At 65.3% G+C, this 25,092-nt stretch carries 19 protein-coding genes and 1 tRNA gene; 8 read left to right on the top strand and 12 right to left on the bottom strand.

Features of this window, described 5'->3' with window-relative positions:
- The first annotated feature begins 95 nt into the window (after positions 1-95).
- A complete protein-coding gene (locus C8J46_RS09540) occupies positions 96-1,037 on the top strand; it encodes a hydrogen peroxide-inducible genes activator (protein ID WP_132737995.1) in 942 nt (313 codons plus the stop codon).
- Between the two features lie 203 nt (positions 1,038-1,240).
- Positions 1,241-2,263 carry an IS110 family transposase gene (locus C8J46_RS09545; protein WP_132737998.1) on the top strand — a complete coding sequence of 341 codons (1,023 nt, stop codon included), beginning with the start codon at positions 1,241-1,243 and terminating at the stop codon, positions 2,261-2,263.
- A 648-nt stretch (positions 2,264-2,911) separates the two neighbouring features.
- Here the strand turns inward: C8J46_RS09545 and C8J46_RS09550 are convergent.
- A complete protein-coding gene (locus C8J46_RS09550) occupies positions 2,912-7,453 on the bottom strand; it encodes a hypothetical protein (protein ID WP_132738001.1) in 4,542 nt (1,513 codons plus the stop codon).
- Positions 7,454-7,670: 217 nt separating this feature from the next.
- Here C8J46_RS09550 and C8J46_RS20795 point away from each other — a divergent pair, with 217 nt between their 5' ends.
- The 3 genes from C8J46_RS20795 to C8J46_RS20800 all read left to right on the top strand — a co-directional run bounded on the left by C8J46_RS20795 (position 7,671) and on the right by C8J46_RS20800 (position 9,817).
- Positions 7,671-7,808 (top strand): hypothetical protein, encoded by a 138-nt coding sequence (locus tag C8J46_RS20795; RefSeq protein WP_165886508.1) that lies wholly within the window; start codon positions 7,671-7,673, stop codon positions 7,806-7,808.
- A gap of 9 nt (positions 7,809-7,817) precedes the next feature.
- On the top strand, positions 7,818-9,287 hold the full coding sequence (locus tag C8J46_RS09555) for a PIN domain-containing protein (RefSeq protein WP_132738004.1): 1,470 nt from the start codon (positions 7,818-7,820) through the stop codon (positions 9,285-9,287).
- 362 nt (positions 9,288-9,649) lie between these two features.
- Entirely contained in the window at positions 9,650-9,817 is a 168-nt protein-coding gene (locus C8J46_RS20800; RefSeq protein ID WP_165886485.1) for a hypothetical protein, read from the top strand.
- A gap of 139 nt (positions 9,818-9,956) precedes the next feature.
- Here C8J46_RS20800 and C8J46_RS09560 read toward each other — a convergent pair whose 3' ends face one another.
- The 6 genes from C8J46_RS09560 to C8J46_RS09585 form a co-directional block, all read right to left on the bottom strand.
- A complete protein-coding gene (locus tag C8J46_RS09560) occupies positions 9,957-11,540 on the bottom strand; it encodes a site-specific integrase (RefSeq protein WP_165886509.1) in 1,584 nt (527 codons plus the stop codon).
- 328 nt (positions 11,541-11,868) lie between these two features.
- A tRNA-Glu gene (locus tag C8J46_RS09565) sits at positions 11,869-11,943 on the bottom strand.
- Positions 11,944-12,004: 61 nt separating this feature from the next.
- Positions 12,005-13,780: a single-stranded-DNA-specific exonuclease RecJ gene (gene recJ, locus C8J46_RS09570; protein ID WP_132738010.1), complete on the bottom strand. Its 1,776-nt coding sequence runs from the start codon at positions 13,778-13,780 to the stop codon at positions 12,005-12,007.
- Positions 13,781-14,240: 460 nt separating this feature from the next.
- Positions 14,241-14,885 (bottom strand): 2OG-Fe(II) oxygenase, encoded by a 645-nt coding sequence (locus tag C8J46_RS09575; RefSeq protein WP_132738012.1) that lies wholly within the window; start codon positions 14,883-14,885, stop codon positions 14,241-14,243.
- A gap of 169 nt (positions 14,886-15,054) precedes the next feature.
- On the bottom strand, positions 15,055-16,014 hold the full coding sequence (locus C8J46_RS09580) for an RcnB family protein (RefSeq protein ID WP_132738015.1): 960 nt from the start codon (positions 16,012-16,014) through the stop codon (positions 15,055-15,057).
- A 422-nt stretch (positions 16,015-16,436) separates the two neighbouring features.
- Positions 16,437-16,982, bottom strand: a complete 546-nt coding sequence (locus C8J46_RS09585) for a (2Fe-2S)-binding protein (RefSeq protein WP_132738018.1) — start codon at positions 16,980-16,982, stop codon at positions 16,437-16,439.
- A gap of 106 nt (positions 16,983-17,088) precedes the next feature.
- Here C8J46_RS09585 and C8J46_RS09590 point away from each other — a divergent pair, with 106 nt between their 5' ends.
- Positions 17,089-18,375 carry a sugar MFS transporter gene (locus C8J46_RS09590; protein ID WP_132738021.1) on the top strand — a complete coding sequence of 429 codons (1,287 nt, stop codon included), beginning with the start codon at positions 17,089-17,091 and terminating at the stop codon, positions 18,373-18,375.
- Between the two features lie 139 nt (positions 18,376-18,514).
- On the opposite strand, the gene C8J46_RS09595 is transcribed toward C8J46_RS09590, so the two are convergent.
- From C8J46_RS09595 to C8J46_RS20805, 4 genes are all read right to left on the bottom strand, one after another.
- Positions 18,515-19,648: a CaiB/BaiF CoA-transferase family protein gene (locus C8J46_RS09595; protein ID WP_132738024.1), complete on the bottom strand. Its 1,134-nt coding sequence runs from the start codon at positions 19,646-19,648 to the stop codon at positions 18,515-18,517.
- A gap of 136 nt (positions 19,649-19,784) precedes the next feature.
- A complete protein-coding gene (locus C8J46_RS09600) occupies positions 19,785-20,969 on the bottom strand; it encodes an acyl-CoA dehydrogenase (protein WP_132738027.1) in 1,185 nt (394 codons plus the stop codon).
- A gap of 67 nt (positions 20,970-21,036) precedes the next feature.
- Positions 21,037-21,363 (bottom strand): hypothetical protein, encoded by a 327-nt coding sequence (locus C8J46_RS09605; protein WP_132738030.1) that lies wholly within the window; start codon positions 21,361-21,363, stop codon positions 21,037-21,039.
- Entirely contained in the window at positions 21,360-21,536 is a 177-nt protein-coding gene (locus C8J46_RS20805; protein ID WP_165886510.1) for a hypothetical protein, read from the bottom strand. The genes C8J46_RS09605 and C8J46_RS20805 overlap by 4 nt, the downstream gene beginning before the upstream one ends.
- An 89-nt stretch (positions 21,537-21,625) precedes the next feature.
- Here C8J46_RS20805 and C8J46_RS09610 point away from each other — a divergent pair, with 89 nt between their 5' ends.
- Positions 21,626-22,258 carry a S24 family peptidase gene (locus C8J46_RS09610; RefSeq protein ID WP_243643297.1) on the top strand — a complete coding sequence of 211 codons (633 nt, stop codon included), beginning with the start codon at positions 21,626-21,628 and terminating at the stop codon, positions 22,256-22,258.
- Positions 22,259-22,661: 403 nt separating this feature from the next.
- On the opposite strand, the gene C8J46_RS09615 is transcribed toward C8J46_RS09610, so the two are convergent.
- Positions 22,662-22,859 carry a hypothetical protein gene (locus C8J46_RS09615; protein ID WP_132738033.1) on the bottom strand — a complete coding sequence of 66 codons (198 nt, stop codon included), beginning with the start codon at positions 22,857-22,859 and terminating at the stop codon, positions 22,662-22,664.
- A gap of 218 nt (positions 22,860-23,077) precedes the next feature.
- On the opposite strand from C8J46_RS09615, the gene C8J46_RS09620 reads away from it, so the two are divergent.
- Positions 23,078-25,069 carry an autotransporter assembly complex family protein gene (locus C8J46_RS09620; RefSeq protein WP_132738036.1) on the top strand — a complete coding sequence of 664 codons (1,992 nt, stop codon included), beginning with the start codon at positions 23,078-23,080 and terminating at the stop codon, positions 25,067-25,069.
- Positions 25,070-25,092 lie beyond the last annotated feature (23 nt).

The raw sequence follows: 25,092 nt of genomic DNA on the forward strand, positions 1-25,092 counted from the left end.
GATCGTCGTGGACCCTCTATCGGTAGCAGGCCCGATCATCATGAGAAAATCGGAAGTTGCATTGCCGCTTATAGAGGTTGGCTATAAGGTTGGTGATGCCTCGCATTCAACAGCTGCGCTACCTCGTGGCCGTCGCCGACACGCTTAGCTTCAGCCGTGCAGCCGATCAGTGTCGTGTCACCCAGCCCACGCTCAGCATGCAGTTGAAGGAGCTAGAGGGCCGACTGAACACGCAATTGGTCGAGCGTACGCGCGCCCGCGTGGTGCTGACGCCGGTTGGCACCGAGATAGCCCGCCGTGCGCGCTTCGTCCTTTCCGAGATTGAGGATATTCGGGAAATCGCGCGCCGTGACGATCCCGCCGCACTACAGGGAACGCTTCAAATGGGTGTTCTCCAGACAGTTGGCGGGTACGTCCTGTCGCTAGCAATGCCGGCGCTTCGCGAGACGTTCCCTGATCTGCGGATCGTCGTGCGTGAGGACAGGCTGGAAAGCCTGCCGGGGAAACTGTCGGACGGCACGCATGACGTGCTCCTCTTGCCGCATGGACCCACCCAGCCCGATTTCACTTCTGCCCGGTTGATCCGGGAGCCGCTGCATCTCGTTATGCCAAGCGATCACCGGCTTGCCCGATGTGAGGTAGTGTGTCCGGAGGATCTTGCTGGTGAAACGGTTCTTGTCATGGATCGCTCACCACGGCTGCATGACCAGATCGCTTCACTCTGTGCCGAGTTTGGCGCGATCGAGGTCGATGATTATGCCGGGACAACGCTCGATACGCTGCGTCTCATGGTGACGACCGGCATGGGCCTGTCGCTCCTCCCCGCGCTGTATGTCCGATCAGACGTGCTGCGCGAGAAGCTGATCGTCGCACGGCCGCTGGCGAAGCGGGCGCCAGTGCGTGACCTGACGATGATATGGCGTTCGTCATCGCCACGGGAAGCGACCTACCGCCGCCTTGGCGAAATCATACGGCGTTGCGTTATGCCGTGGGAACACCCGGACACGGGCGAACCGGCAAAGATCCCAGCCGGCTAGCAGTTCTTAAAACACCATCGTTTTCGGGAAATTCGGCGTGTCGTCAGGCAGGTAAATGCGTGCCACATGAGCCCCGCCTCGACATGAACGAAGGGCCGAAGTTGGGGAGCGGAAATTACCCCGTGAACGTCCACAACTGATGACGTGGACGGCTCTCCAACCCTCAAGCAGTATGTCCTGCGGAGAGTCGAAGGAGAGTCACGATGGGAAACGTCACAACGATCGGTCTAGATATCGCGAAGAACGTGTTTCAGGTGCACGGAGTGGATGCTGATGGCGCAGCGGTTGTTCGCCAGCGTCTGACGCGTGGGCGGATGTTGAAGTTCTTCGCCAAGCTGCCCCGGTGTCTGATCGGCATTGAGGCGTGTGCGACATCACACTTCTGGGCGCGCGAGCTGGTCGCGCTCGGGCATGACGTGAAGCTGATGCCGGCGCAGTACGTGAAGCCGTACGTCAAGCGAGGCAAGAACGATGCGGCGGATGCCGAGGCGATCTGCGAGGCAGTGACCCGGCCGACCATGCGCTTCGTCGGGATCAAGTCGCCCGAGCAGCAGAGCGCGATGATGCTTCATCGTGTCCGCCTGATCCTAAACCGCCAGCGCACGCAGCTGTCGAACGCGATGCGGGCGCACTTGGCCGAGTTCGGGATTGCGGCGCCAATTGGTAGAAACGGCATCGAGCAGCTCCTCGACGTGATCGCTGATCCTACTGATGAGCGCGTACCAGCCGATGCGCGGTTCTGCCTGGAGATGTTGGCAGCGCAGCTGCGCATCGTAAAGGAGCAGATCCTCGAGAACGATCGTCGCATCCTGGCGAGCGCACGCGAGACCGAGCTCGGTCGCCGGCTGATGGAGATACCCGGCGTGGGTCCACTGCTCGCCAGCGCCATCGTCGCCACGGTTCCTGACCCCGCGATCTTCCGCTCGGGCCGCAACCTTGCTGCCTGGATAGGCCTGGTGCCGCGGCAGAACTCGAGCGGTGGAAAGGAGCGGCTGGGCAGCATCACGAAGGCGGGCCACCAATATCTGCGTCAGATGCTGATCGTCGGCGCTATGGCAGTCGTGCGCTATGCCGAGCGGAACGGGGCCAAGCGGCCCTGGCTCGTGCAACTGCTTGCCAGGCGGAAGGCCAAGGTCGCCGCGGTCGCGCTAGCCAACAAGAACGCCCGCATGATCTGGGCGATGATGGCCAGTGGCGAACGGTATCGCGAGCCGCAGATCGTGTAACAGGATACGGGGCGGGCGACCGCACCGGACGAGGTTGGAAAGGGCGGATAGGAGCTAATGCAACAAGCCGGTTGAACCGCCGGATCGGGAAAACCCACAAAGACCCAAGCGCATCAAGCGCGTATAACTGATCGGGACCCGAACCGCGCGAATGGCATTATGGCCAGCGGCGCTATGAGCCGCACTAACAGGTCGGACACATGGCCGCACCAACCAGCATTGCAACGCGACTGTTCAAGCTTGCCAACGGAGGGCCGTCCACACATGGGTCGAGACCGCTGATAGCTGGTGACCAGTATCTGATACCATTTGAGATCATATTCTGGTCAGCCGTTGTGTGTGCCGGGCCCGTGTGACTAGCAACGTGAACGAACGTTTGCTTCCGGGAGGTCGCATCAATTCCACGAACGGCTGACTATGTGTTAGCGCCGCCGTCTCGCTGGCGGCAGCTCTCGACCAAAATGCGCCGTTCGCCGGTCGGGCCTCCAGCAGTAGCTTCTACCAGAACCTGCCGTTCGGTCGGCGCGAAACGGTCTGCCAGCAACGCGCCCTAGCTTCGGCCATTTAGGCTGACCCGCCGCAAGCCCGAAATCTGCCGTTTGTTCACCTTGTCCTCTGCACCTCAACAAGCTGACCAAAGGAGCGTATCTAGTCGTTGTTCGACCAGTGCACATGCCTCTCCGTATTGCCCTCGAACCAAAGCAATCCATTGTAGCGCACGCGGATGTCTGGGTGTCGCTTCTTCTTGAGCGTCGTCGCGCGGCGTTCGCCGATCACTGTCCAGATCGGCTCGAGGTCGTTCTTCCGTACCAAGTCTAGGAACGGGTCGCGGCGGACAAGGACGTAACTGCCCCGATCGCTACCCGTGGCACTCCCCGTGACGATCGTTGGTGCTCCTTTCGCATCGAGGAAGACGCCGATGTTATTCGTATCCGCCGTGAGTCCCAGACCACGGATCAACCAGGGTATCGGCACGTGCCGGGAGAACCCGTTAGGCAGGCTCCCGTCGAGATGGCTCTCCCAGAGGAAGTCTGCGGTGGGCCGTATAACCCTGTAACTGCGGGACTTTCCGATCAGGCGAGCGTCGAGTGTCGTCCACGGTTCATCGCGCCACGTGTCGCGTCGCGCCAGCTCGCCGACGTAGGGACCGTCGGTCGTCTGGCCCGGTAGCCATTCGTGGAAGTCGTATGCGTCGGCGACTGCGTCTTTGATCAGGCGCGCCCTGTCGTCGGGAGAGAGGAGGACGGCGGCGAGGAAGTGGAAGTCGCTCTGGAGCCACGGCGCATCCAGGTGCCGGTCCTCGCGTTCGGCGTCGATGTCGTGCCCCGCGTAGCGATAGAGGGTCAACCAGCCCGGCTCGCCGAGGTCAGGGCAGGTTGCCAAGGCGAGACGGCTGCCAGGCAGGCCCGGATCCGCCACCCAGTCGCCCCTCCGCTCGACCGGCAGCGGTTCGCAGACGAGTGGCGGGACCTGCGGCAGGTCGGCCCGCGTCGTCGTCTCTTGGTCGGCAGGCATGATCGAGGGTTCGAGGTCGCGGGTGAACTCGACGTCGAGGGGATTGTCGTAGACCGCGGCACCGCTTCCCCATTGCGGCTTCATCCAGAAGTTGTCGGCGAGGCGCGCCAGCAGCTCCATCATGGCGATTCGCTGATATTTCTTGCCTATCCGCTCGATGCGACCGCCCCGTTCGCTTCTTCCGGAAAGATATCGGTCGCCCGGGAACCGTTCCGCCGTCCAACCGAACGAGAGCGCCCGGTTGGCCACCCAGACCTTGCATTTCTGCGCATCGAACTCCGCGCCCTTACCCTTGCCTGGGATGATCCACTCGTGGCCACCGCTTCCCGTCACCCAGGCGTTCGCCTCGGCCGCGTAGCGCTTGCGCTGCGCCGGCGTCAGGAGCGCTAGGAGCGATGCCGTCGCGCGGACGATTCGGCGACGGTCGGCGGGAGGAACGATTACCTCAAAAGAGTCGCGATCGAAGCTGACGCGCCTTTCTGCATAGGCGGTGCGGAACTCGGAGAACGCGCTCTCGACGTCGCTCCGGCCGGCGACGACTTCCTTGAAGAACGCCTCCCCGCTTTCGTCCGCCGTGATCGGACGTGGCCCGGACAGGCGAGCTTCCGAGAAGCGATGCACGCGTCCTTCCAGGACGTAGCGGCCGAAGTCGGCGAGGCCGTCATAGCAGGAACTCAGGATCGAATGCGCGCCGACCCGCTCGCCGCGGGCGTCGACGCGAGCCTTCGTGACGCTGAAGCTGGGTGTCGTTGAGCCGTAAGGCGGGCGGCAGCGCACGAGATCGACGGATGGATCGCACGAGCCCGCCGACACGGCCAGTTCTATGGTCCCGCGCGCGTAGTCCCTGGCAAGCAGGTGAACTGGGGCGCCGCCCTCGAAGCAGTTACTCCAGGCGACGCTCGCGAATTTGCCCAGGGTGGCGGGATCCAGCGTCCTCAGCGCTGCTCCGTACAGCGCGGCGTAGAGCCGTTCCACGACGTAAGGATCGTCGCAGCTGGTGAAACGCTCGAACAACGGCGCGGCGAGCGCGGGGCGGGTCGCGAGGATCGAGAGCACCGCCTTCGACGCCGTGTCGCGGATGCGGGCGCTCGTGCTGGCGCAGCTCCAGGCGAGGGTCGCGAGCGCGAGGCCCAGGGTAGCGTCGGAAGCCTGGCCGACGCCTGAATTCAGGCTCCAGTCCGTGAGGCGGACGAGTGGATGACCAGGATCGTCATGGGCGGCGTTGATCGCCACTGTCCAAAAGGCGTCGCGCTCGGCGATGGTCCGCGAGATCAGGTTGCGGTGGAGGAGCTCGACGTTCCAGGGGTGATCCTCGATGACCGCGAGTTCTACCAGCAGCGCGGTGACGTCCTCCTCATGTCGGCTGAGGCGGTTGAGCAGTTCGAGCGTCCGGTCGGAGAAGGCCGTTGGCGAACGCCAGCGGATGCTGTCGACGAAGGCGTCCTCGACCGGCCACTTGTCCCAAAAGTCGTCGAACCCGCCCGGCAGCTCATCGACCAGTTCCACGCCATAGCGGTCGGCGAAATGCAGGAAGAGCGCGTAGAACAGCCCGCTCCACTCGTAGGCGACACCATATTTTGCGAGAAGAAAGGCGAGCTTGCCGCCGGGATCGAATAGGCCAGCGGGGGACGGCACCCCTTCGAGCAGTGCACGGGCCACGAGATGGTCGCCGAAACGCTGGAACGAGAAGCGGACCACGTCGACAGGGACCGCGAACGGATCCTTGGGGTCGGTGCTTGGGTCAGGATCGTATCTGAGCAGCCCCCGAAAGCGGAGGGTCTCGAGCCAGGTCTTGCTCGCTGGAGGGGCGAACCCTTCGAACGCCTGATCGACGATCCGGTGCGCGTCGCCGCGCGGGACGCTGTCCCGCATTGCGTCCGCCATGGACGTCGCCAGCGCCAGCACGGCCGAGCGCAGCGGTCCGACGAGCATATCGCTACCGTCATAGCTCGTGCCGAGATGCCGACCGGTTGACGTCAAGTAGAAGCTCAGCACCTCGCTGGTGCCCCGCATCCCGCGGGGGAAAGCGGTACGCCCCTCGGCCTGGAGCGCAAGGCACGTCGTCCGCAGAAACAACGGATTGGAGAATTCGGGGTTTAGCCAAGGCGTTGCCGGGCGTACGATCCCGCGCTTGTCCATATAGACGCGCGCGGCCCGCTCGATGTCGGCGGGGGTCTCGAAGCCCGTGATCTCGACCGTCGTCGCCATCTGCGCGACCGCGGGCATGATCAGGTGGTCCAAGTATTCGCGCCGGCATGACACGCACAGCGCCAGATTGGGGAAGGCCAGCACCCGTCGCGCAAACCCCTGTAGCGTGCTCCTCCAGAGCGCCGCGCCGGCACCTTCATTGAGCGCGTCGATCGCGACGAGTCCCCGTGTCCCTTCCGCCTCGGCCCGGGCCGACAGCGCACCCAGCATCTTGTCGAAGGTGGACTGGCCCCATTCGAAGTGGGCTAGCGTCTGGTTCTCGGGCGTGCCGTGGGTGGTGAAGTCCGTCCCGATCATGAATAGGGCCGGCGCGCGGCTTGCCAGCGCGCGCTCGATCTCGGAGGCGATGAGGTGCGATTTGCCCGAGCCAGCTCTCCCGTCGAGCAGGGCGAAGCGTGTCGCATCGGCCCTGCACGCGCTGGACGCGGTCAGTTGCAGTACGTCGCCAACGGCGTCCTGCAATTTTCGCAAGCCATGGAGATGATAGTCGAGGGAGGCTCGGTCATTGCCTTCTTCGATCGGAATCGGCGTCGTCCCGTCGGACGGGGCGGCCTTGGCCTTGCGCAAGAGGTCGCCGTCGGCCTCGATCGACTCGAACAGCAGCTTTCGCAGTTCGAGCGCGGTGCTCTCCCAGCTGGGGTATGCTGCTGCGTCGCGCGGGCCGGGAGGCTGCGCCATGCTGTTGATCAGCTTTGTGGCCAGCGCGTCGATCGTATCCAGTCGCGCACCGTCCGCGCTGCCCAGTATGGCCGGCCGACGGCCGAGGCGTCGTGTATCGACGAGAACCGCGCGCGTCGTCGCGATGGTTTGGCCGAGGGCGGCGTTGTGCAGCAGGCCGTCAAAGACCGACCGCGTCGATACGTCGACGTGGTCCTCGGGGTGATACCGTTCCTCGAGTGCGTCGACCGTTCGTTGGCATTCCGCCGTAAGCCGCTCTGGCGTCATTTCAATCGCGCCGAACCAGTAATCGGAGAGTCCAATCGTCTCCGGTCTGGTGAGGAGTTCCTCGAGGTCTGGTGCCGTCCAGGGGACGAATTCGACCGCCCGGCCGAGAACCGCCGCATTAGCCGTCCATTTGGCCTTACGCGTGTCCCACTCGCTCCAGCCGTTGACGGTAGGCGCGCCCGCCTTGGTCCGCCGCCTCGTGGGCCCGGTGAGTGAGCAGGCGATGGCGATGTGCATCGTCGTCATCGCCGAGTGGGTAGAGAGCGCGGTGTCGACCGAATTGTCGATCGCGGCCCAGTCGATGCCGGCGGAGGTGACATAGTATTTGGCCTGGTATCCGACCTCCTCGCCGTTCTTCAGTAGCCAGACGGCTTCGACCCCGCCGTCGCCCCCCGCGCCATGAATCCGTCGGAACTCGGAGCTTCCCTTCGGCGGCACGCGCCTGGCGATCTGGCAAACCAGTTCCTCAAACGTCTCGCGCTGGCCGGCAACACCGGCGATGATCCGGGTAAAATCAAGCATCCCGTGGCACCTGGTGGACGTTCCCGCTAATTCTTGTCGCGATCTTCATCGGCACACTGAAGTCACTTTGTGGGCGCTTTGTCGATAACCGCCACATCGGCTCACAGCCTTTTCGCGGGGCAAACGTATCTCCTTTGGTCGCGATCGCACTGCGTTTTTTTTCACTTGATGGTCGATATCGGTTGCCGCGCCAGCCTCGGCGTGATCCGGTGCGGCTATGGCAAGACTACGTGAACCGCCGGACAACTCTCCCTGCGCGTTCGGCATCGCGGCCGCCGACGGCACGTTGGAGACGCTGTTCCACGATGCACTCCTCGCGCTCGACGACGATGCGTCTTCACCGCCGGAATGCTAGAGCGACACAATGAGCGATCGTCCGCCTCTTATCATCTTCCCCGACACTAACGTCCTCGTGCAGGGACGGGCATTGCACGACCTGCCTTGGTCGGAATTCGGGACCGGGCCGATTGACCTCGTGCTGTGCGGCCCCGTCATTCGCGAGCTGGACCGCCTGAAGACCCGGCCAGGCCGGGCTGGGAAGGTAGCGCGCGCCTACAGCACCAAGGTCCGCGAACTGATGAGCAGCGCGGACAAGAGCGAAGTCCTTGTTGAGTCGACTCCCCGCGTCATGCTGCGGCTCTCACCGGGCAAGACCAACCTTGCACCGCAACGCCAAGGTCTCGACGTCGGTCACGACGACCAGGCCATCATCAACCAGGCGCTTGCCCGGCTCGATCAGGGTGAAAATGTCGTCTTGCTCACCGGCGACAATTTCGCGGCGTTGGCTGCTGAAGAGTTCGGGCTCCCCGTGCGATTGATGCCCGATCATTGGCTCAAGGAGCCTGAGAAGGACGATAGCGCACGCGAACTCGCCCGGCGCGATGCCGAGATCGCTCGTCTCAAGGCGACCGAGCCTACGCTCGAACATCGCTTCATCGATGCGGACGGGAACGAGATCGAGCGGCTCGAGGTCACCATGAAGCGCTACCAACCGATAATCCCAGAGGAGGTCGACCGGCTAGTCGCACGCGTCGGCGCCCTTGCGCCGATGGCTGCCGTCACGCCCGTCGCCGCGGCGAAATATGCGAAGCCGCGGGCGACTGGCCGCGGCTTCGATTTGTCGGAGATCAGCTACCCGAGCCTGGGCATGACCCCAGTCACCCAAGCCGACGTCGAGAAATATGAAAGCGACTATCGTGACTGGCTCTCCGGCGTCCGCAGGAAAATTGCCGGCTTCCATGCGGAATGGAACCGTCGGCGGGAATGGCCGCGCGCGATCTTCTGCGCGACCAATACAGGTTCTCGGCCCGCCAATGACGTGCTCGTTGAGGTCGAGGCGTCGGGCGACTTCAAACTGAGTGGGTATCGCCAGGACGGTGACGACGACGAGGGGCCTAAGCGAGGTAGCTGGCTCGAGCTTTCGCTGCCGCCGACACCGCCCAAGCCGATGCCGCGGTCGGTCAGCATGCTGGCGCACGATTGGCTAGGACGCGATCCGTCCCTGCTGTCGCGACCGTATTTCCCGACGATGCCGCCCCGACGTGATGACGACGTCTTCTATTGGAGGGAGGGCAGGTCCGATCAGACCGAGGTGCTGTCGCTCGAATGCAAAGCGTGGCGCCATGGCCGCGACGAGGAAGAGTTTTCCTTCCGGGTCTGGGCAAGCGACGAAGGTGAGGTCCGGGGTTTGATAACCGCCCGCGTCAATGCGTCTAACCTGAGCGACGCAGCCGAACGCCGCCTGCCGCTGCGGATCACCTTCGAGGACCGCGAGTGCCTGACGATGGCGGAATCGCTGGTCGATGACTTCGCGGTCCGCTTGGCCCGCCGCTAGGCCCCCGCAGAAGGCCGATCTGCGTTGGCCGCTTTGGCAAGGGATCGCAGTCCGGCCTGGCATCCGAATCATGGCAACGAAGTTTGCTGGCAGAGCCAATGTTCGAGACTCGCTTGGCTTGCGAGGACAAACAGCGGGAGTGTTGGCAGATTGCGGAGCCGAAAGCTGGCGGATCGCAACGGCCTGGTTTCTGTCGGTCTGCGATGCGAGTCAGGCGAGCGCTAAATGTCCGATCCTGGAAAGACCTGACGTTCGACATGCATCTCGGGAATGGCAGAAAGGTCCCAAAGCCTGCCGCTCCGACCGTCGCTGCCGCGATATGAACGAGGGGCCGAAGTTGGGGAGCTGAAAAGAGCGTCTGAATGTCTGAAATGGGTCATCGCCGAGCTTTCTGTGTGCAGCACGGCAGTGATGCCAATGCGCGCGCCGAGGTGCTTCGGGTCTTCTCACGCGGCAATGGCAAGCCAGCCCACCGCGGCCAATTCGTCCACGCCGCCTTGTCATCGGCCATTGAATTGTTGATCGTCTAGCGCGGATTGATCGCCGGCATAGGCGGGTTTCAACCAGCAATGAAGGCGCTATCGTGTCACAACAGAGTGGTGCCACACTTACAGAACAGCCGCTGTCTGCCTCTCGCGAATAGAAGCTGCTCGCGAGCAGTCCGCCCGATTACGTCATTGTCCGCGCCATCGTGACAACAGGCTTCCAGTCAACGGCAGGATATTGGATCTGCTCGATGGCATCACGTAGAACCGTCATGGCGGCACCGCGGCCATATAAGGTGCTGACCGATCCGTCCGCGTGACCGAACAGAAGGTCGACGATTTCCTTCGCGACCTTGCCCCGAACGGCGCGCTTGCCGGTGTGTCGGAATGAATAGAATACGAGCTCGGGATCGGACAGGCCGATGGCGTCGAGAAAATCGTTCATGACGCGCGATAGCCGTTGTGTGCGGCTGCCATATTTGTTGGTCTCGAGTTCGGGGAACAGCCACTCGGTGCCTTCTGCCCGTCGCGCCGCGACCATATCGAGAAAGCCTGCTTCGAGCAGGGTGGAATGCAGCGGAATGTCGCGCTTGGCGCTGGCCGTCTTCATCCGCTTGGCCGGTCCCTCCTGCTCCTGGCGGACGCGCAAGCGATCCGGTTCGATGGCGATGTAGGGGATGCCGTCATAGGTCTTGATGTTGCCGGGCCGAAGCTTGCCCAGCTCATCGAGGCGGCAACCAGTAAACGGGGCGAGCAACAGTGTCCAGAACAGCGTTCGTGCCGTCACACCACTGCGCTCGGGCAGAGGCGAGGTGAAGATCCTGACCATGTCGTCCGACTCGAAAGGGAGGCGTGCGTCCTCCAACGAGCGCTTGGGCATCGACTTCACGGTCTTGGCGACGTTGCCGTCAATGACCTCGAGTTCCTCGACCGCGTGCTCGAGCGTTACCCGGATCGCCGACAGCGCCTTGTTGACGGTCGCAGGCGATAGCGTTGGCAATCCCTCAGCCTCTGCCAATTCGACCTGCTCCAACAGGGGCAGGGCGGCGATCCTGTGTCCGGCACGGGCTGGAAGCCCCGCGCAGGTGCGGCGATAGGCACGCACCATCGACGTGGTGATCCGATCGACCGGCGGGTCGTCATGGAGCCGGGCGAAGCGCTTCACCGCTGTCCGCCATTCGTCCACGAGCTTGGCCTCGCGCGGCTCGGACGTGGCCCAGGCTTCATAGACCTGGGTGATCGTGGGTGCCGCCTTCCCGAGCGGCGTAAGGAGTTCTGGTTCGGTTGGATGAGCAGACGGCGCCGTCACCACCGCCGTAGATCCTGCGACAAGCACCGACGGCGGGACGATCCGGGTCCGCGCCGGATCGATCCTGATGGCGCAGGCCGCGCAGAGCCTGTCGAGGTAAGCACGACCGATTGCGCCGTGTAGCTCGTGGGTCAGTGGCCAGCCCAGATCGTTCGCCATGGCCACCGCCGCGATGAACCATTCGATCGGTTCGAGGGTGGGCAGGGCGGCGACCCGCTGCAACGTCTCCAGCCAGGATAGCGGCAGGAGATCGGGAACGGCGGACAGCATGGTGATCCTGCTCGCATGGTCGCGAAGATCATCGAGGCCTGGCGAAATCCCGAAGTCGTAGCGTGCGCCGGGCGCATCGTCGGTCAGGCCGTTGGCATGGTCGAATGCCCCGAGTTCGAGCGCGGCGAGCTTCTGCGCCACGCCGCGAAGATCCTCGTCCGGTTGTCCGTCGAGAAAGTCGTCGACCATCGCGCGTGCCGAGCGGAGGTGGTGGCTGGCCCGCGTGCGGCGAGCGGCGGCGAGCTTCTGCTCGTAGACGACGGCATGGGGATGATAGCGCTGGCGCGCTTCGTCGGGATCGCGGGTGTCGAGGGTTCGCTTATACTCACTTGCGCCACCGTCGAAGAACGGGCGGAGTGCGGCAGGGATGACCCGTCGAAAGTAGAGAATGCCGGTGCGAGGATCTTTGAAGGGGGCGGCCATACGGATCACTTTGTGCACATCCTTTGTATACAAGGATGGGTAAAGCGTCCGTCAAAATCGAGAAACCGCACTATTCCGCCACTTAGGCAGATGCTGGTGACCCCTACGGGAATCGAACCCGTGCTTCAGCCGTGAAAGGGCCGCGTCCTAACCGCTAGACGAAGGGGCCTGCGTGGTGGAGGCCGACTAAGGGGAAGGGGGCGAGGCGTCAAGCGTTTCGATACAAGAATTTAGTCTGCCCACGCCGCGTCCTCGACATGAAGCTCGGCCGAGGGGCGTGAGGACCAGTCGTCGATCTTCGCGCGGCCCGCCAGCCAGAGTTTGCGGTGGGGGGCGGCACCGAGCAGGGCCTGGCCGAGTGCGGATTCGGCTGAGCGGAACGCCATCGCCTTGATGCTGCGGCCGTCGTCGCCCGCGACGATCGTGCGGACGTGGCCGTTGCCGACGATATCCGCCTTGATGACGCGGACCGGGCCCATCGCGACGCGTGGCGCGGGCCAGCCCATGCCGTAGGGGCCGCCGGCTTCCATCGATTCGACGAGGCCGGGGTTGACGCCGCCGGCGGCGAGGACCGCGTCGAGCAGCAGCGCGCGGTCGCCGTTCGAGCGCTCGACCGCGGCGGCGAGGCGCTCTTCGAGGAAGTCGGTGAAGGCGGGGATCGCGGCCTCGCTGATCGTCAGGCCGGCGGCCATCGCATGGCCTCCGCCAGCGACGAGCAAGCCGTGTTCGCGTGCAGCCATCACTGCGGCGCCGAGGTCGACGCCGGGGATCGAGCGGCCCGAACCCTTGCCGATGCCGTTCTCGTCGATCGCGATGACGATCGCGGGACGACCGAGCTTTTCTTTCAGGCGACCGGCGACGATGCCGATCACGCCCGGGTGCCAGCCGTGGCCGGCGACGACGGCGACCGCGCGGTCTCGGCTGGAGAGGAGGTCGGCGGCTTCCTGCACGGCGGTTTCGATTGCGCGACGTTCTTCGTTGAGGCGATCAAGTTCTGTGGCGATCTGGCGGGCTTCGTCCGGGTCCTGCGTGGTCAGCAGGCGGACGCCGAGGTCGGCGCGACCGACGCGGCCACCGGCGTTGATGCGGGGGCCGAGTGCAAAGCCGAGGTCGGTGCAGGTCGGGTTGCGAGTCAGGCGTGACGCCTCGATCAGCGCGGCGACGCCGATGTTCTTGCGCGCGCCCATGACTTTGAGGCCCTGCGACACGAACGCACGGTTGAGGCCGCGGAGTTGGGCGACGTCGGCGACGGTGCCAAGCGCGACGATGTCGAGCAGGTCGATCAGTTTCGGCTCCGCACGGTCCTTGAAGAAGCCGCGTGCGCGGAGCGTGCGGACGAGCGCGGCGGCGGCGAGGAAGCACATCCCGACCGCGGCAAGATGGCCATGCGCGGCGCCCTCGGTCTCGTCGAGCCGGTTGGGATTGACCAGCGCCAGCGCGTGCGGGAGCGCGGTCGAGCATTTGTGATGGTCGATGACGATCACGTCGACCTTCGCGTCGCGCGCGGCGTCGAGTGCGTCGAACGCTTGCGCGCCGCAGTCGACCGTGACGATCAGCGAGGCGCCTTCGCCGGCAAGGCGGACGAGTGCTTCGCCCGACGGGCCATAGCCTTCGAGCAGGCGGTCGGGGATGTACGGGCGGGCCTCGATGCCGAGGTCGCGCAGGACCAGCACCATGAGCGCGGCGGAGGTGGCGCCGTCGACGTCGTAATCGCCGAAGATCGCGACCTGTTCGCCGGCCTGCACCGCGTCGGCGAGGCGCTCGGCGGCGCGGTCCATGTCGCGGAAGATCGACGGGTCGGGCATGAACGCGCGGATCGACGGCGTGCGGTGCGCGTCGAGCGCGTCGCGGGGGCAGCCCCTAGCGAGCAGGAGCTGGGTGACGAGATCGTCGCCCGAGCCGCCCCCGAAAGCGTCGACGCCAAAGCCGTCCCGACCGTCGGCGGCGAGCGCGCGCCAGCGCCAGGGTTGGCCGAGGATGGAGGAGGTTACGCCTAGAACTGTCATGCCTTGGACGTAGTGGCTGCGGGGGGATTGTCGAGCGGACCGTGCATTGGGCGAGCGCTCGCACCGTCATCCTGACGAAAGTCAGGATCCAGGATTACGGAAGTGGGCGTTCATGGCTCTGGATCCTGACTTTCGTCAGGATGACGTGAAGGGGGTGGAAAGGGGGCTTGTTGGTGGGGGGCGGTGGAAGGAGAAGACGCTCCCGCCCCCCGCACCCGTTCGTGCTGAGTAGCGACCGAGTAGCTTCGCAGAAGCGTATCGAGGGTGCGTATCGAAGCATGGGTTCCGCATCCCAACCTGTCCTTCGATACGCCGTCTCGATACGCCGCCTTCGGCGACTACTCGACGGCTACTCAGGACGAACGGGGAGGGGGCGCGGCGGGCAATGTGCGACGGGGGCTTCGGAGTGCGGGCTCCACGACGGAGGAGGGGGCAGTTACGCGACGGTCAGCCTGCCCCTTCACTTGATCCACGGCCGCTCGCGGAACCACTTGGTCACGATATACTTCACGCCCTCCATCACCGGCATGCCCTCGTGTAGCGTCAGCCCGTTCGGCGTCCCGTCCGGGTTCATGTTGTTCCATGCGAGCAGCATGCCGCGTTTCGGAGCGATCTTGATGCCCGCCTGAGGGAACCACGTCGCGCCGCCCTCGGGGACGTCGTTGAGGAACACCATCGCGGTCCAGGTGCGCTGGCCGCCTTGCTCCTGCATCTTCGCCCAATAGCTTTCGGACTCGTGGAAATAATCGTGGTGCGCGCGGAATTGCTGGCCGGGGGCGTAGCGCTGGCCCTGCATCGTCTCGCCGTGGAGCAGGTCGATCCCGAGCAGGGTCGCGATCGCCTCGTCGGTGGGCTGTACCTCGGGTGACCAGCGATCCATGTCGCAGCTCTCGCTCGTGCGGAAGCTGCTGTTCGGGCGATCGGACAGCAAGGTCGACGGCCGCCGCTTGGAATCGATCATCGCGATCAGCTGCTTGCAGGTCTTGGGATCGAGGAAGTCGGACTGGTAATAGAATTGCAACGTGTCCATCGCGATACGCTGTACCGCGGGATTGGCGTTGAGCCGGGCGGCGACCTGCGATCCGGCGGCCTGGCGGAGGGCCATGGCCGGATCGACCTTCTTGGCTTTTGAAAAGATACCCACGCCGCAGGATTTGGCGAACTGGCTCCGAAAGGCAAGAGGGGGAAATGCAAGAGCCCCGCGGCGACGTCTGTCACCACGGGGCTCTCCCCTGTTACTGCGTGACGGGTAGGCGCAATTCTTAGAGGGGCGCCTACCAGAAGATGTCGTACACCGTGTCGACCACGCGACCGCTGTCGAGATCGACCAGCAACGCGTCGTTGTAATAGCGCACCCAGCGATACGGGCCGTACGCCTCAGGCAGGCGGTAGGTGTACGGGTCCTGGATCCAGTAATTCTGGTTGTACAGAATGCTGTTCAGCGAGAAGCCAACGCCGAAGCGACGATAGCCCGACCCCCAGCCGCTCGGCGCATAGTAGCGCGGAAGGCGATAGGCGCCGCGGTTAGACGCGCGGTAGTTGCTCCAAGCGTAGCGGTTGTCGTTGCGCCAGCCACGGTTCCATGCGCCGCCTTGATTGTAGTGGCCCTGATTGTAGCCACCGCGGCCATAGCCCTGGACGTTGCCGTACGCGCGGTTGGGCTGGCGGTTCTGGTAACCGTCGCGACCGCCGTTGCGCCAGTCGCCGCGGTTGTCGGCGCGCCCGTCGCCTCGACCGTCATTGCGTCCGTTGCGGTCGAACTGGCCGCGATTTACCTGTTGGTTGCCGCGATCGAAGCCGGGGCGTCCTTGGTCGCGGTTCCAGCCGCCGCGATCCTGACCGGCTTGCGGGCCGGGACGATTTTGGCCGTTCCACCCCTGGCCGTTGCCACGCTGACCGTTCCAGTCGGGCCGGCCGCGACCATCCGGGCCGTCACCACGTACCTGAGCCTGTACGCCGAGGTCGGCGCGCTGCGGGCGCTGGCCCTGGTCCGGCGCGGCGGGACGATCGGGACGCTGCTGCTGGAAAGCCTGGCCGTCCGGGCGCGGTCCACGGTCGGGGCGGTCACCGCGATCAGGGCGCTGGCCACGATCCTGGCGCGAACCATCGTTGCCGCGGTCCCCGCGGTCGCCGCGGTCCTGGTCGACCTGCTGCGCGGTGGCGGCGGTCGCCATCGTCGTAGCCGGCACCAACGCCGACGCTGCCATCAAGAGTTTGAGTAACTTGCCCGTCATCGCGGTGGTCCTCGACTGCCGGCGCACGAGCCGGCTCCTATGATGGGTTGGGTCTAGAAGTATCGGTGTGTGGAGAGGCTGAATGGGTTCGTCAGCGATCAGACAGGTTGGGGGGCGAGGGCGGTTGATCGCTGCATCGTGTCGTAGCCGCCACCCCGGCGGAGGCCGGGGCCCAGTTGGGGATGGAATGTAACGACGTGCTGCGATCTGTCACGCTGGACGTTCCAACTGGGCCCCGGCCTCCGCCGGGGTGGTGCAGCGGCGGGGTGGCGGCAGCTACAGGGGCGGTCGCTACACGGACGGCAGTTGCATGGGCGACCTATCCAACTGCGCGCCCTCCTTGTTCTCCCGCGAAGGCGGGAGCCCAGACTGGACTGCCGCCTTCGCGGGAGAACATGCTTTGGTTGATAATGAAGCGCCCGCTACCGCGCCGGCGGCGGCACCAACGCAGGCACCAGCCGAGCGGAATCGGCCGGATCGATCCCCGGCCTAGGCCCCGCAGGGATCACCTCTTCCCCGCGCATCGCTCGCCCAGCACGCTGCACCGCCTCGACCACCCGAGGATATACCCCGCACCGGCACAGATTCGTAATCTGCTCGCGGATCAGTTCTTCGCCTGGGTCCGCATTGCGCTTCAGCAACGCCGCCGCCGCCATGATCATCCCCGGAATGCAGAACCCGCATTGTGGCACCGCCTCCGCGATGAACGCCAGTTGCACCGGATGATTGCGCTCCCTCGACAGGCCCTCGATCGTCGTCACGTACGCGCCCTCGATCGACCCGATCGGCACGCGACAACTCCGCATCGCGCGCCCGTCGATATCGACCGTGCACGCGCCGCAATGGCCTGTGCCGCAGCCATATTTGGTCCCCGTCAGGTTCGACGCATCGCGCAGCGCCCACAGCAGCGGCGTATCATTGTCGAGCCGGTATTCGATCGGCTCGTTGTTGACGGTGAAGCGGCTCATGTCCGCCGTCCTAGCGCGCCGCACGGGATCGCACCAACCGGCATTGCCACGCGGCGGCCCCCCGGCTTATGTCGCACGAATAATACCGCGAGAGGGCGCAATACAGATGCACGTCGATACCAAATCCACCGCCGCAGCCGGGGGCGATGCCAGCCACGGCTACGATGCGCCCGACCTGCGCGTGTTCGTGTTCGCGCTGTTCTTCATCTTCGGCGGCATCACCTCGCTGAACGACATCATCATCCCGAAGATGAAGGAGCTCTTCACGCTCGACCATGCGACCGCGATGCTGGTCCAGTCGGCGTTCTTCCTCGCCTATGCGCTGTTCTCGATTCCCGCCGCCGCGATCGTGCGGAAAGCGGGCTATATGCGGACCGCGTCGATCGGCCTTGTGACGATGACCGCGGGCTGCCTGTTGTTCATCCCCGCCGCAGGGCAGGCGAGCTTCGGCATGTTCCTGTTCGCTCTGTTCGTGCTCGGCGCAGGGATCACCGTCGTGCAGGTCGTCGCCAACCCGCTGATCTCGGCGCTCGGCCATCCCAAGTCCGCCTCGAGCCGGCTGACCTTCGCGCAGGCGTTCAACTCGCTCGGCACCACCATCTTCCCGTATGTCGGCTCCGCGCTGATCCTCGGCGGTCTGGCGACGGTCGACTCCTCGAAGCTCACCGGCGCCGCGCTTGATGCGTACCGGACGGAATCGTCGCGGACCGTCGTCCACACCTATATCGGCCTTGCGATCGCGCTGCTGATCGTCGCCGCGGTCGTCTGGACCCGCCGCAACCGGCTCAACGAGGAGCAGGACCAAACCGGCAGCATCTTCCACGCGTTCACGCTGCTGAAGCGCCCGCGCTTCGCGATGGGGACGGCGTGCATCTTCCTGTACGTCGGCGCCGAAGTCGCGGTCGGCTCGCTGATCGTCAATTACCTCATGCAGCCGAGCGTGATGGGCCTGAGCGACGTCGCCGCGGGCAAACACGTGCCGTTCTACTGGGGCGGCGCGCTGGTCGGCCGGTTCATCGGCGCGTACGTGCTGAACAAGGTGTCGCCGGGCAAGGTGCTCGCGGGCGTCGCGACGGGCACGCTGGCGCTGATCCTAATCTCGGCGAACACCGAGGGTGCTTTGTCGGGCTGGGCGTTGCTCGCGATCGGCCTGATGAACGCAGTGATGTTCCCGACGATCTTCAGCCTCGCCTCCGAAGGTCTCGGCAAGCGTGCGGCGGAAGGCTCGGGCGTGATCGCCACCGCGATCGTCGGCGGCGCGATCGTGCCGTATCTGACGGGTATGCTGGCGGACAAGTCGGGCAGCCTGCACTTCGCGCTGCTGCTCCCGGCGATCTGCTACGCGTTGATCCTGGCGTACGGGCTTTACGCTCGGAAGCCGGTGGTAGCCTGAACGATCCAACCGTCACCCCAGCGAAAGCTGGGGTCTCCCGGTTTTAGCCGCGCGCTTCTGCCGTGAGAGACCCCAGCGTGCGCTGGGGTGACGACGTTTTCGGGTGGCGGTGTAAGGGACGATGCCCTGGGGCGTCCGCCTACTCCGACGACCCCAACATCGGCGCCGCCCGCCCGGTCGCGAGATCGGCATCCGAAAACCGGATTGGTGTGCGAAGCCCGGGGACCAGAGATCCATCCGACCGCGCGACGTCGATCGCCATCCCCCGCGCGATCACCTGCGGGTCCTCGAATGCCTGCGCCACCGTATTAATCGGCCCGGCCGGCACCCCGACTGCCTCGAGCCGCGCGAGCAACTCGAGCTTCGGCACCCGAGACGTCGCTGCCTCGATCCCCGCGAACAGGAAATCCTTGAACGCCAACCGCCCGGCATTGGTCGCGAACCGCGGATCGTCGCGCATCTCGGGCAAGCCCATCGCGTCGCAGAACCGCCGGAACTGGCCATCATTGCCGACCGCGAGGATGAACCAGCCATCGCTGGTCGGGAAGACGGCATACGGGCAGACGTTCATATGCGCGTTGCCGACCCGCGTCGGCGACACGCCGCTCGCGAACCAGTTCATCGCCTGGTTCGCGAGCACCCCGGTCATCGTATCGAGCAACGCCATGTCGATCTGTTGACCCCGGCCGGTCCGCTCGCGCATCGCCAACGCCGCCTGGATCGCGATCACGGAATACAGCCCGGTCATGATGTCGGCGAACGCCACGCCGATCTTCTGCGGCGCGCCATCAGGCTCGCCGGTCAGGTCCATGATCCCGCTCATCCCCTGGACGATGAAGTCGTAGCCGGCGCGGGGGGCGTAAGGGCCGTCCTGTCCGAACCCGGTGATCGAGCAATACACCAACCGCGGATTGATCGCAGCCAGCGCAGCGTAGTCGAGCCCGTACTTGACGAGCCCACCGACCTTGAAATTCTCGATCACGACATCGGCGTCGGCGATCAGGTCGCGGACGACAGCTTGTCCTTCGGGGGTGGTAAAGTCGGCGACGACCGACCGCTTGCCGCGGTTGGCGGCGTGGAAATACGCGGCGTCGCGCGTGCCGTCGGGATTGTCGATGAACGGCGGACCCCAGGTTCGCGTGTCGTCCCCGGCGGGGCTCTCGATCTTGACCACGTCGGCACCGAGATCGCCGAGGACTTGCCCCGCCCACGGGCCGGCCAGGATGCGGGCGAGTTCGACGACTTTGAGGCCGGTGAGAGGGGTGTCTTTCACCACGGTCTCATCCCATCACCCATCATCATCGACGCGTCACCTAAGTTCGTCATCCCAGCGAAAGCTGGGATCTCCCGGTAATGGAGCGTGCCCTTGCGGAGGGAGACCCCAGCTTTCGCTGGGGTGACGGGGGATGTCAAAATGCAGCGATACCCGTGATCGCGCGCCCCAAGATCAACGCATGCACGTCATGCGCACCCTCATACGTGTTCACCGTCTCGAGGTTCATCAGGTGACGCATCACCTGATACTCCCCCGAAATCCCGTTCCCGCCATGCATGTCCCGGCTCATCCGCGCGATATCGAGCGCCTTGCCGACGTTGTTGCGCTTGACGATCGAGACCATCTCCGGCGCGAACCGGCCCTCGTCCATCAGCCGCCCGACGCGCAACGAGGCCTGCAACCCAAGCGCGATCTCGGTTTCCATGTCCGCCAGCTTCTTCTGGAACAGCTGCCGCCCGGCGAGCGGCGTCCCGAACTGGTTCCGATCCAGCCCGTACTGTCGCGCGGCATGAAAACAGAACTCCGCCGCGCCCAACGCTCCCCACGAAATCCCGTACCTAGCACGGTTGAGGCACCCGAACGGCCCCTTCAATCCCTGCACGTCGGGCAGCAGCGCGTCGTCGCCGACCTCGACCTCATCCATCATCACCATCCCGGTGATCGACGCGCGCAAGGAGAGCTTGCCCTCGATCTTGGGTGTCTCCAGCCCCTTCATCCCGCGCTCCAGGATGAAGCCCCGGATGCCGCCGCCATGCTCGTCGGACTTCGCCCAGATCACGAACACGTCCGCGATCGGCGAGTTCGAGATCCACGTCTTCGCGCCCGAGATCACATAGCCGTTCGCGGTCTTCTTCGCGCGCGTCGTCATGCTGCCCGGATCGGAGCCGGCATCAGGTTCGGTCAGCCCGAAACAGCCGATCCATTCGCCGCTCGCGAGCTTGGGCAGATACTTCCGCTTCTGCTCTTCGGAGCCGAACGCGTTGATCGGGTACATCACCAGGCTCGACTGCACCGACATCATCGAGCGATAGCCCGAGTCGATCCGCTCCACCTCACGCGCGACCAGCCCGTACGCGACATAGGACGCGCCCACGCCGCCATATTCCTCCGGGATGGTCGGTCCGAGCAACCCGAGCGCGCCCATCTCGCGGAAAATCGCGGGATCGGTATGCTCGTGCTGGAACGCGTCGATGATCCTGGGCGCCAGCTTGTCGTCGGCATAGGCCTTCGCGCTGTCGCGGATCATCCGCTCGTCCTCGCTCAACTGATCGTCGAGCAGGAACGGATCCGCCCAATCGAACTTGCCCATCCCGGCCATCTGCATCTCCTTCGTTGACCGCCGACTTCGTGGTTCGGCAGGCGAAAGTCCAGCCCTGACGAGCCGTTTAAGCATCGATCAGCGTCAGTACCGCGATCGTCACGTGCTCCCGGTCGCCGATCGACTCAACGCAGTCGACCGATAGATCGGCGACGATATGCCCGCGCAGCGCGAACTCCGCGTCGGGCAGGCCATCGATCCAGTCTCGAAGACCGGGTACGGGGACCGCCGCGATCGTCAGGCGGTGGAGCGTCCCGACAAACGTCGCGCTCGCCCACGGGGTGCACGCGATCGACTCGACGTGCATCGTCAGGCCCGCCGCACTCGCGTGACAACGAAGCGCGCGGATTAGCAGCGTGCCCGCATCGGGGCTGCGGATCGCGTCCATTCTCATGCCCCGTTCCGCGCGATGAACGCCTCGATCCGCGCCACCATCGGTTCGCGCGCCTGCCGCCCGCGTCGCAGGTCATGCACGAGCCGCGGATCGCCGACTGCCAGCCGCCCGAACTTGGTCATCGGCATGCCGGTCTGCCGCAGATATCGATCGATCTTCATGAGAATCGTCACCGTCGTTCCTCCCGAGTCCCTTGCAATGTTCTTGATCTGTTCCGCAAAATCCTACTTGTCTAGGAAATTTCCTACGCTAGGGTCGGGTGGTGTCGAAAATCGCATCCGATCCCGACCCCAGGACTGCGCTCGCGACGCTGGCGGCGGCGCGCGGTGATAGCCTTGCGGCGCTGTCGGCGATGCTCGGGCGCAATGCGGCGTATCTCCAGCAATATGTCCGCCGCGGATCGCCGCGAACCCTAGGCGAACGCGATCGGCGATTGCTGTCAGCGTATCTCGGCGTGAGCGAAGCCGTGCTCGGCGCGCCACCCGATCGCGTGACGGGTTTCCGGATGCCCAAGCTCGATGTCGCTGCGTCCGCGGGGCCGGGTGCGCAGGTCGATGGCGAGATCGTGCTGGGGACCGATACGCTAGACCCGACGCTGGCGCGGAAGCTTGGGTTGAAGGACGGGCAGGCGGCGATCATTCGGGTCCGTGGCAGTTCGATGGAGCCGGGGCTGTTCGACGGCGATCACATCGTAGTGGATACCGCGGACCGGACGCCGCGTGCGAAGGGCGGGGTGTATGTCATCCGGATCGACGACGCGGTGATGGTGAAGCGGGTTGCGCTGGCAGGTGGGCAGCTGGTGGCGACCAGCGACAACCCCGCGGCGGGACCGATTCCGCAGGGGCGGATCGCCGTGATCGGCCGCGTCGTGTGGCAAATGCGCGAGCCGCGTTGAGGCGGTGAACGTATCGGGTCCGTGCGATCCTCCCCCGCAAGGGGGAGGTGGCAGGCGTGAGCCTGACGGAGGGGGAGGAAAGAGCAACCGCCGTTGCGTGTCCTCCCCCTCCGTCCCCTTCGGCGACACCTCCCCCTGGCGGGGGAGGATCGCGAGTTCGATCTGTCCGGGTCCGCCTGTCTGTGCCGACCACCGCTCGTGCCGACTTTCGTTCGTGCTGACCCCCGTTCGTGCTGAGTAGCGACCGAGTAGCTCCGTCAGGAGCGTATCGAGGGCGCGTATCGAAGCATGGGGGCCGCGCGCCAACCTGTCCTTCGATACGCCGTCTCGATACGCTGCGTTGCAGCTACTCGACGGCTACTCAGGACGAACGGAGGAGGGAGTGGGTAGCCTGGAGCGGCCTCTACCGTCGGTCTTTCACCCACACCAAAACCGCCGCAATCACGCCCAGTCCCGTCCCGACCAGAAACCCCGGCGTGGCCTGCCCGATCGCAAAGCCGACTCCTGCGCCGCCCAGCATGCCGAGCGCGACGAGGAATCCACCCGCGGCGCTGGGGTCCTTGTGGGGGGGGAGGGTGTCGCGGGAAGTCGGATCGGCCATCGGCCTGTCCTGCCACGCGCCGCGCGCGGATGCCAGCTACCCGGCGCTGCTCGATGCTCCCTATCCGGTTTATGCGATGCCGGCCTCACGTCGCGCCGGGCTACTTACGCTGCCGTCGAGCGCCCAAGCCTTATGACACGCCTATGCCTGGATGAAACGTGGCGGAAATACGGCGTTACATACTGTTCCGTCACGACAAGCCCGGCTAGGAGCCGGACATGGTGTTCCGCGTCGGGCGAGCCGGGCCGGCCGCCGCCTTTTTCGTTCTGACGACCGCCGGAGCTGTATCCGCCGCGGGTGCACAGATCACGCCTGCTCCCTCGCAGACTTTGGCAACGCCTTCAGGCGGCACGGCGGCCGATACGCCTATGTCGCTCGACCCCAATTCGCCGCTCGCCGCGCTCCCCGATATCGGTGTCGCCTGGCCTGACCTCACGACGTCGCCGATGGACCCGGCGGCGACGATCGCCGCGGTCGATGCCAATGCGGAGAGCCGCTATGCATGGCGGATCGACGGGATCGACGGCATCGACGACGCTCTCCTTCGCCAGCGGTTCGCCGCCCTGTCGACGCTCGACGCCAACGACCACCAGGCCGCAAACGCCGCCCAACTCGATCGGCGGGCGCACGAAGATGCCGATCTGCTCAACAGCCTGCTCCGTGCGCAAGGCTATTACGATGCCAACGTCGTCACGCGGGTCGAGCCAGGCGCGAAGCCGATGGTCGTGCTGTCGGCCACCCCCGGCACGCTCTATACGTTCAAGGGCGTGACGATCGATGGCATCGCCGCGGCGGGCGACAAGGCGCCGGGGCTCGTGACCGCGTTCGGCGTGAAGCCCGAGGATCCGGTCAATTCCGACGCGATCGTCGCGGGGCAGGCGAAGCTCACCACGCAGATCGGTCGCGAGGGCTTTCCGTTCGCCAAGGTCGGCGACCCCGCGATCGTCGTCGATCACGCCACCCGCACCGCGACGCTCGATCTGTCCGTGCAACCCGGCGGCGCGCGCAAATTCGGCCAGATCCTTGCGCTGCCCGGCAACCGCGTGTTCGGCGCCGACCACGTCGCGGAGATCGCGCGCTTTTCGCCCGGCGATCTGTACGACGCGACCAAGCTCGACGATCTCCGCCGTGCGCTGATCCAGACCAGCCTGGTGTCCTCGGTCGATCTGAAGCCGGTGCAGGGCGCCTCGCCCGACACCGTCGACGTCGCGGTCAAGCTCGACCCCGCGCCGCCGCATACCGTTGCGGGCGAACTCGGCTATGGTACCGGCGAGGGCGCGCGCGCGGAACTAAGCTGGACGCACCGCAACCTGTTTCCGCCCGAGGGCGCGCTGACGCTGCGCGGCGTCTTGGGAACGCAGGAACAGCTCGGCTCGATCGTGTTCCGCCGCAACAATTTCCAGGCGCGCGACCGCGTGCTGACGCTCCAGGCGTCTGCGGTGCACACAAACCGCGACGCCTATGATGCGAAGACGTTCTCGCTCGCGGGCAGCCTCGAACGCCAGACCAACATCTTCTTCCAGAAGACCTGGACCTGGTCGGTCGGTGCCGAGCTGCTGGCGTCGGACGAGCGCGACGTGATCCTGTCGACCGGCGCGCCACGCCGCCGTACCTTCTTCATCGGCGCGCTACCGACCAGCCTCAATTACGATGGTTCGGACGATCTGCTCAACCCGACCAAGGGATTCCGCCTCGGCGGGCGGCTCAGCCCTGAAGTATCGTTGCAGGGCTCGGTGTTCGGCTATGCGCGGACGCAGTTCGACGGCAGCGTCTATCAGCCGTTCGGCGAGCGCGTGGTGCTCGCCGCGCGCACCCGCCTCGGTACCATAGTCGGCGCGCCGCGCGATCAGGTCGCGCCGTCGCGGCGTTTCTACGCCGGCGGCGGCGCGTCGGTGCGCGGCTATGGCTATCAGTCGATCGGCCCGCGCGACCCCAATAATGATCCGATCGGCGGCCGCAGCCTGACCGAATTCTCGATCGAGGCGCGGGTGCGCGTACTCGGCAGCTTCGGGATCGTGCCGTTCCTCGACGCGGGCAACATCTACACCTCGCCGCTGCCGAAATTCACCGGGCTGCAATACGGCACCGGGATTGGCGTGCGCTATTATTCGAACTTCGGGCCGATCCGTCTCGACGTCGGCACGCCGATCAATCCGCAACCGGGCGATAGCCGGATCGCCGTGTACGTTTCGCTGGGGCAGGCGTTTTGACCGAAGACGTCGTTCTTCCGAAG

Origin of the sequence: Sphingomonas sp. PP-F2F-A104-K0414, assembly GCF_004340945.1 — a bacterium.
Lineage (GTDB): Bacteria > Pseudomonadota > Alphaproteobacteria > Sphingomonadales > Sphingomonadaceae > Sphingomonas.

Excerpts from the sequence above, each read along its gene's own strand:
- C8J46_RS09560 (WP_165886509.1), bottom strand. The coding sequence starts at position 11,540 with ATGGTCGACGACTTTCTCGACGGACAACCGGACGAGGATCTTCGCGGC.
- recJ (WP_132738010.1), bottom strand. The coding sequence starts at position 13,780 with ATGACAGTTCTAGGCGTAACCTCCTCCATCCTCGGCCAACCCTGGCGC.
- C8J46_RS09555 (WP_132738004.1), top strand. The coding sequence starts at position 7,818 with ATGAGCGATCGTCCGCCTCTTATCATCTTCCCCGACACTAACGTCCTC.
- C8J46_RS09580 (WP_132738015.1), bottom strand. The coding sequence starts at position 16,014 with ATGACGGGCAAGTTACTCAAACTCTTGATGGCAGCGTCGGCGTTGGTG.
- C8J46_RS09575 (WP_132738012.1), bottom strand. The coding sequence starts at position 14,885 with ATGGCCCTCCGCCAGGCCGCCGGATCGCAGGTCGCCGCCCGGCTCAAC.
- C8J46_RS09585 (WP_132738018.1), bottom strand. The coding sequence starts at position 16,982 with ATGAGCCGCTTCACCGTCAACAACGAGCCGATCGAATACCGGCTCGAC.
- C8J46_RS09600 (WP_132738027.1), bottom strand. The coding sequence starts at position 20,969 with ATGGCCGGGATGGGCAAGTTCGATTGGGCGGATCCGTTCCTGCTCGAC.
- C8J46_RS09605 (WP_132738030.1), bottom strand. The coding sequence starts at position 21,363 with ATGAGAATGGACGCGATCCGCAGCCCCGATGCGGGCACGCTGCTAATC.
- C8J46_RS09620 (WP_132738036.1), top strand. The coding sequence starts at position 23,078 with ATGGTGTTCCGCGTCGGGCGAGCCGGGCCGGCCGCCGCCTTTTTCGTT.
- C8J46_RS20795 (WP_165886508.1), top strand. The coding sequence starts at position 7,671 with ATGGCAAGACTACGTGAACCGCCGGACAACTCTCCCTGCGCGTTCGGC.
- C8J46_RS09615 (WP_132738033.1), bottom strand. The coding sequence starts at position 22,859 with ATGGCCGATCCGACTTCCCGCGACACCCTCCCCCCCCACAAGGACCCC.
- C8J46_RS09540 (WP_132737995.1), top strand. The coding sequence starts at position 96 with ATGCCTCGCATTCAACAGCTGCGCTACCTCGTGGCCGTCGCCGACACG.
- C8J46_RS09545 (WP_132737998.1), top strand. The coding sequence starts at position 1,241 with ATGGGAAACGTCACAACGATCGGTCTAGATATCGCGAAGAACGTGTTT.
- C8J46_RS09550 (WP_132738001.1), bottom strand. The coding sequence starts at position 7,453 with ATGCTTGATTTTACCCGGATCATCGCCGGTGTTGCCGGCCAGCGCGAG.
- C8J46_RS09590 (WP_132738021.1), top strand. The coding sequence starts at position 17,089 with ATGCACGTCGATACCAAATCCACCGCCGCAGCCGGGGGCGATGCCAGC.
- C8J46_RS20800 (WP_165886485.1), top strand. The coding sequence starts at position 9,650 with ATGTCTGAAATGGGTCATCGCCGAGCTTTCTGTGTGCAGCACGGCAGT.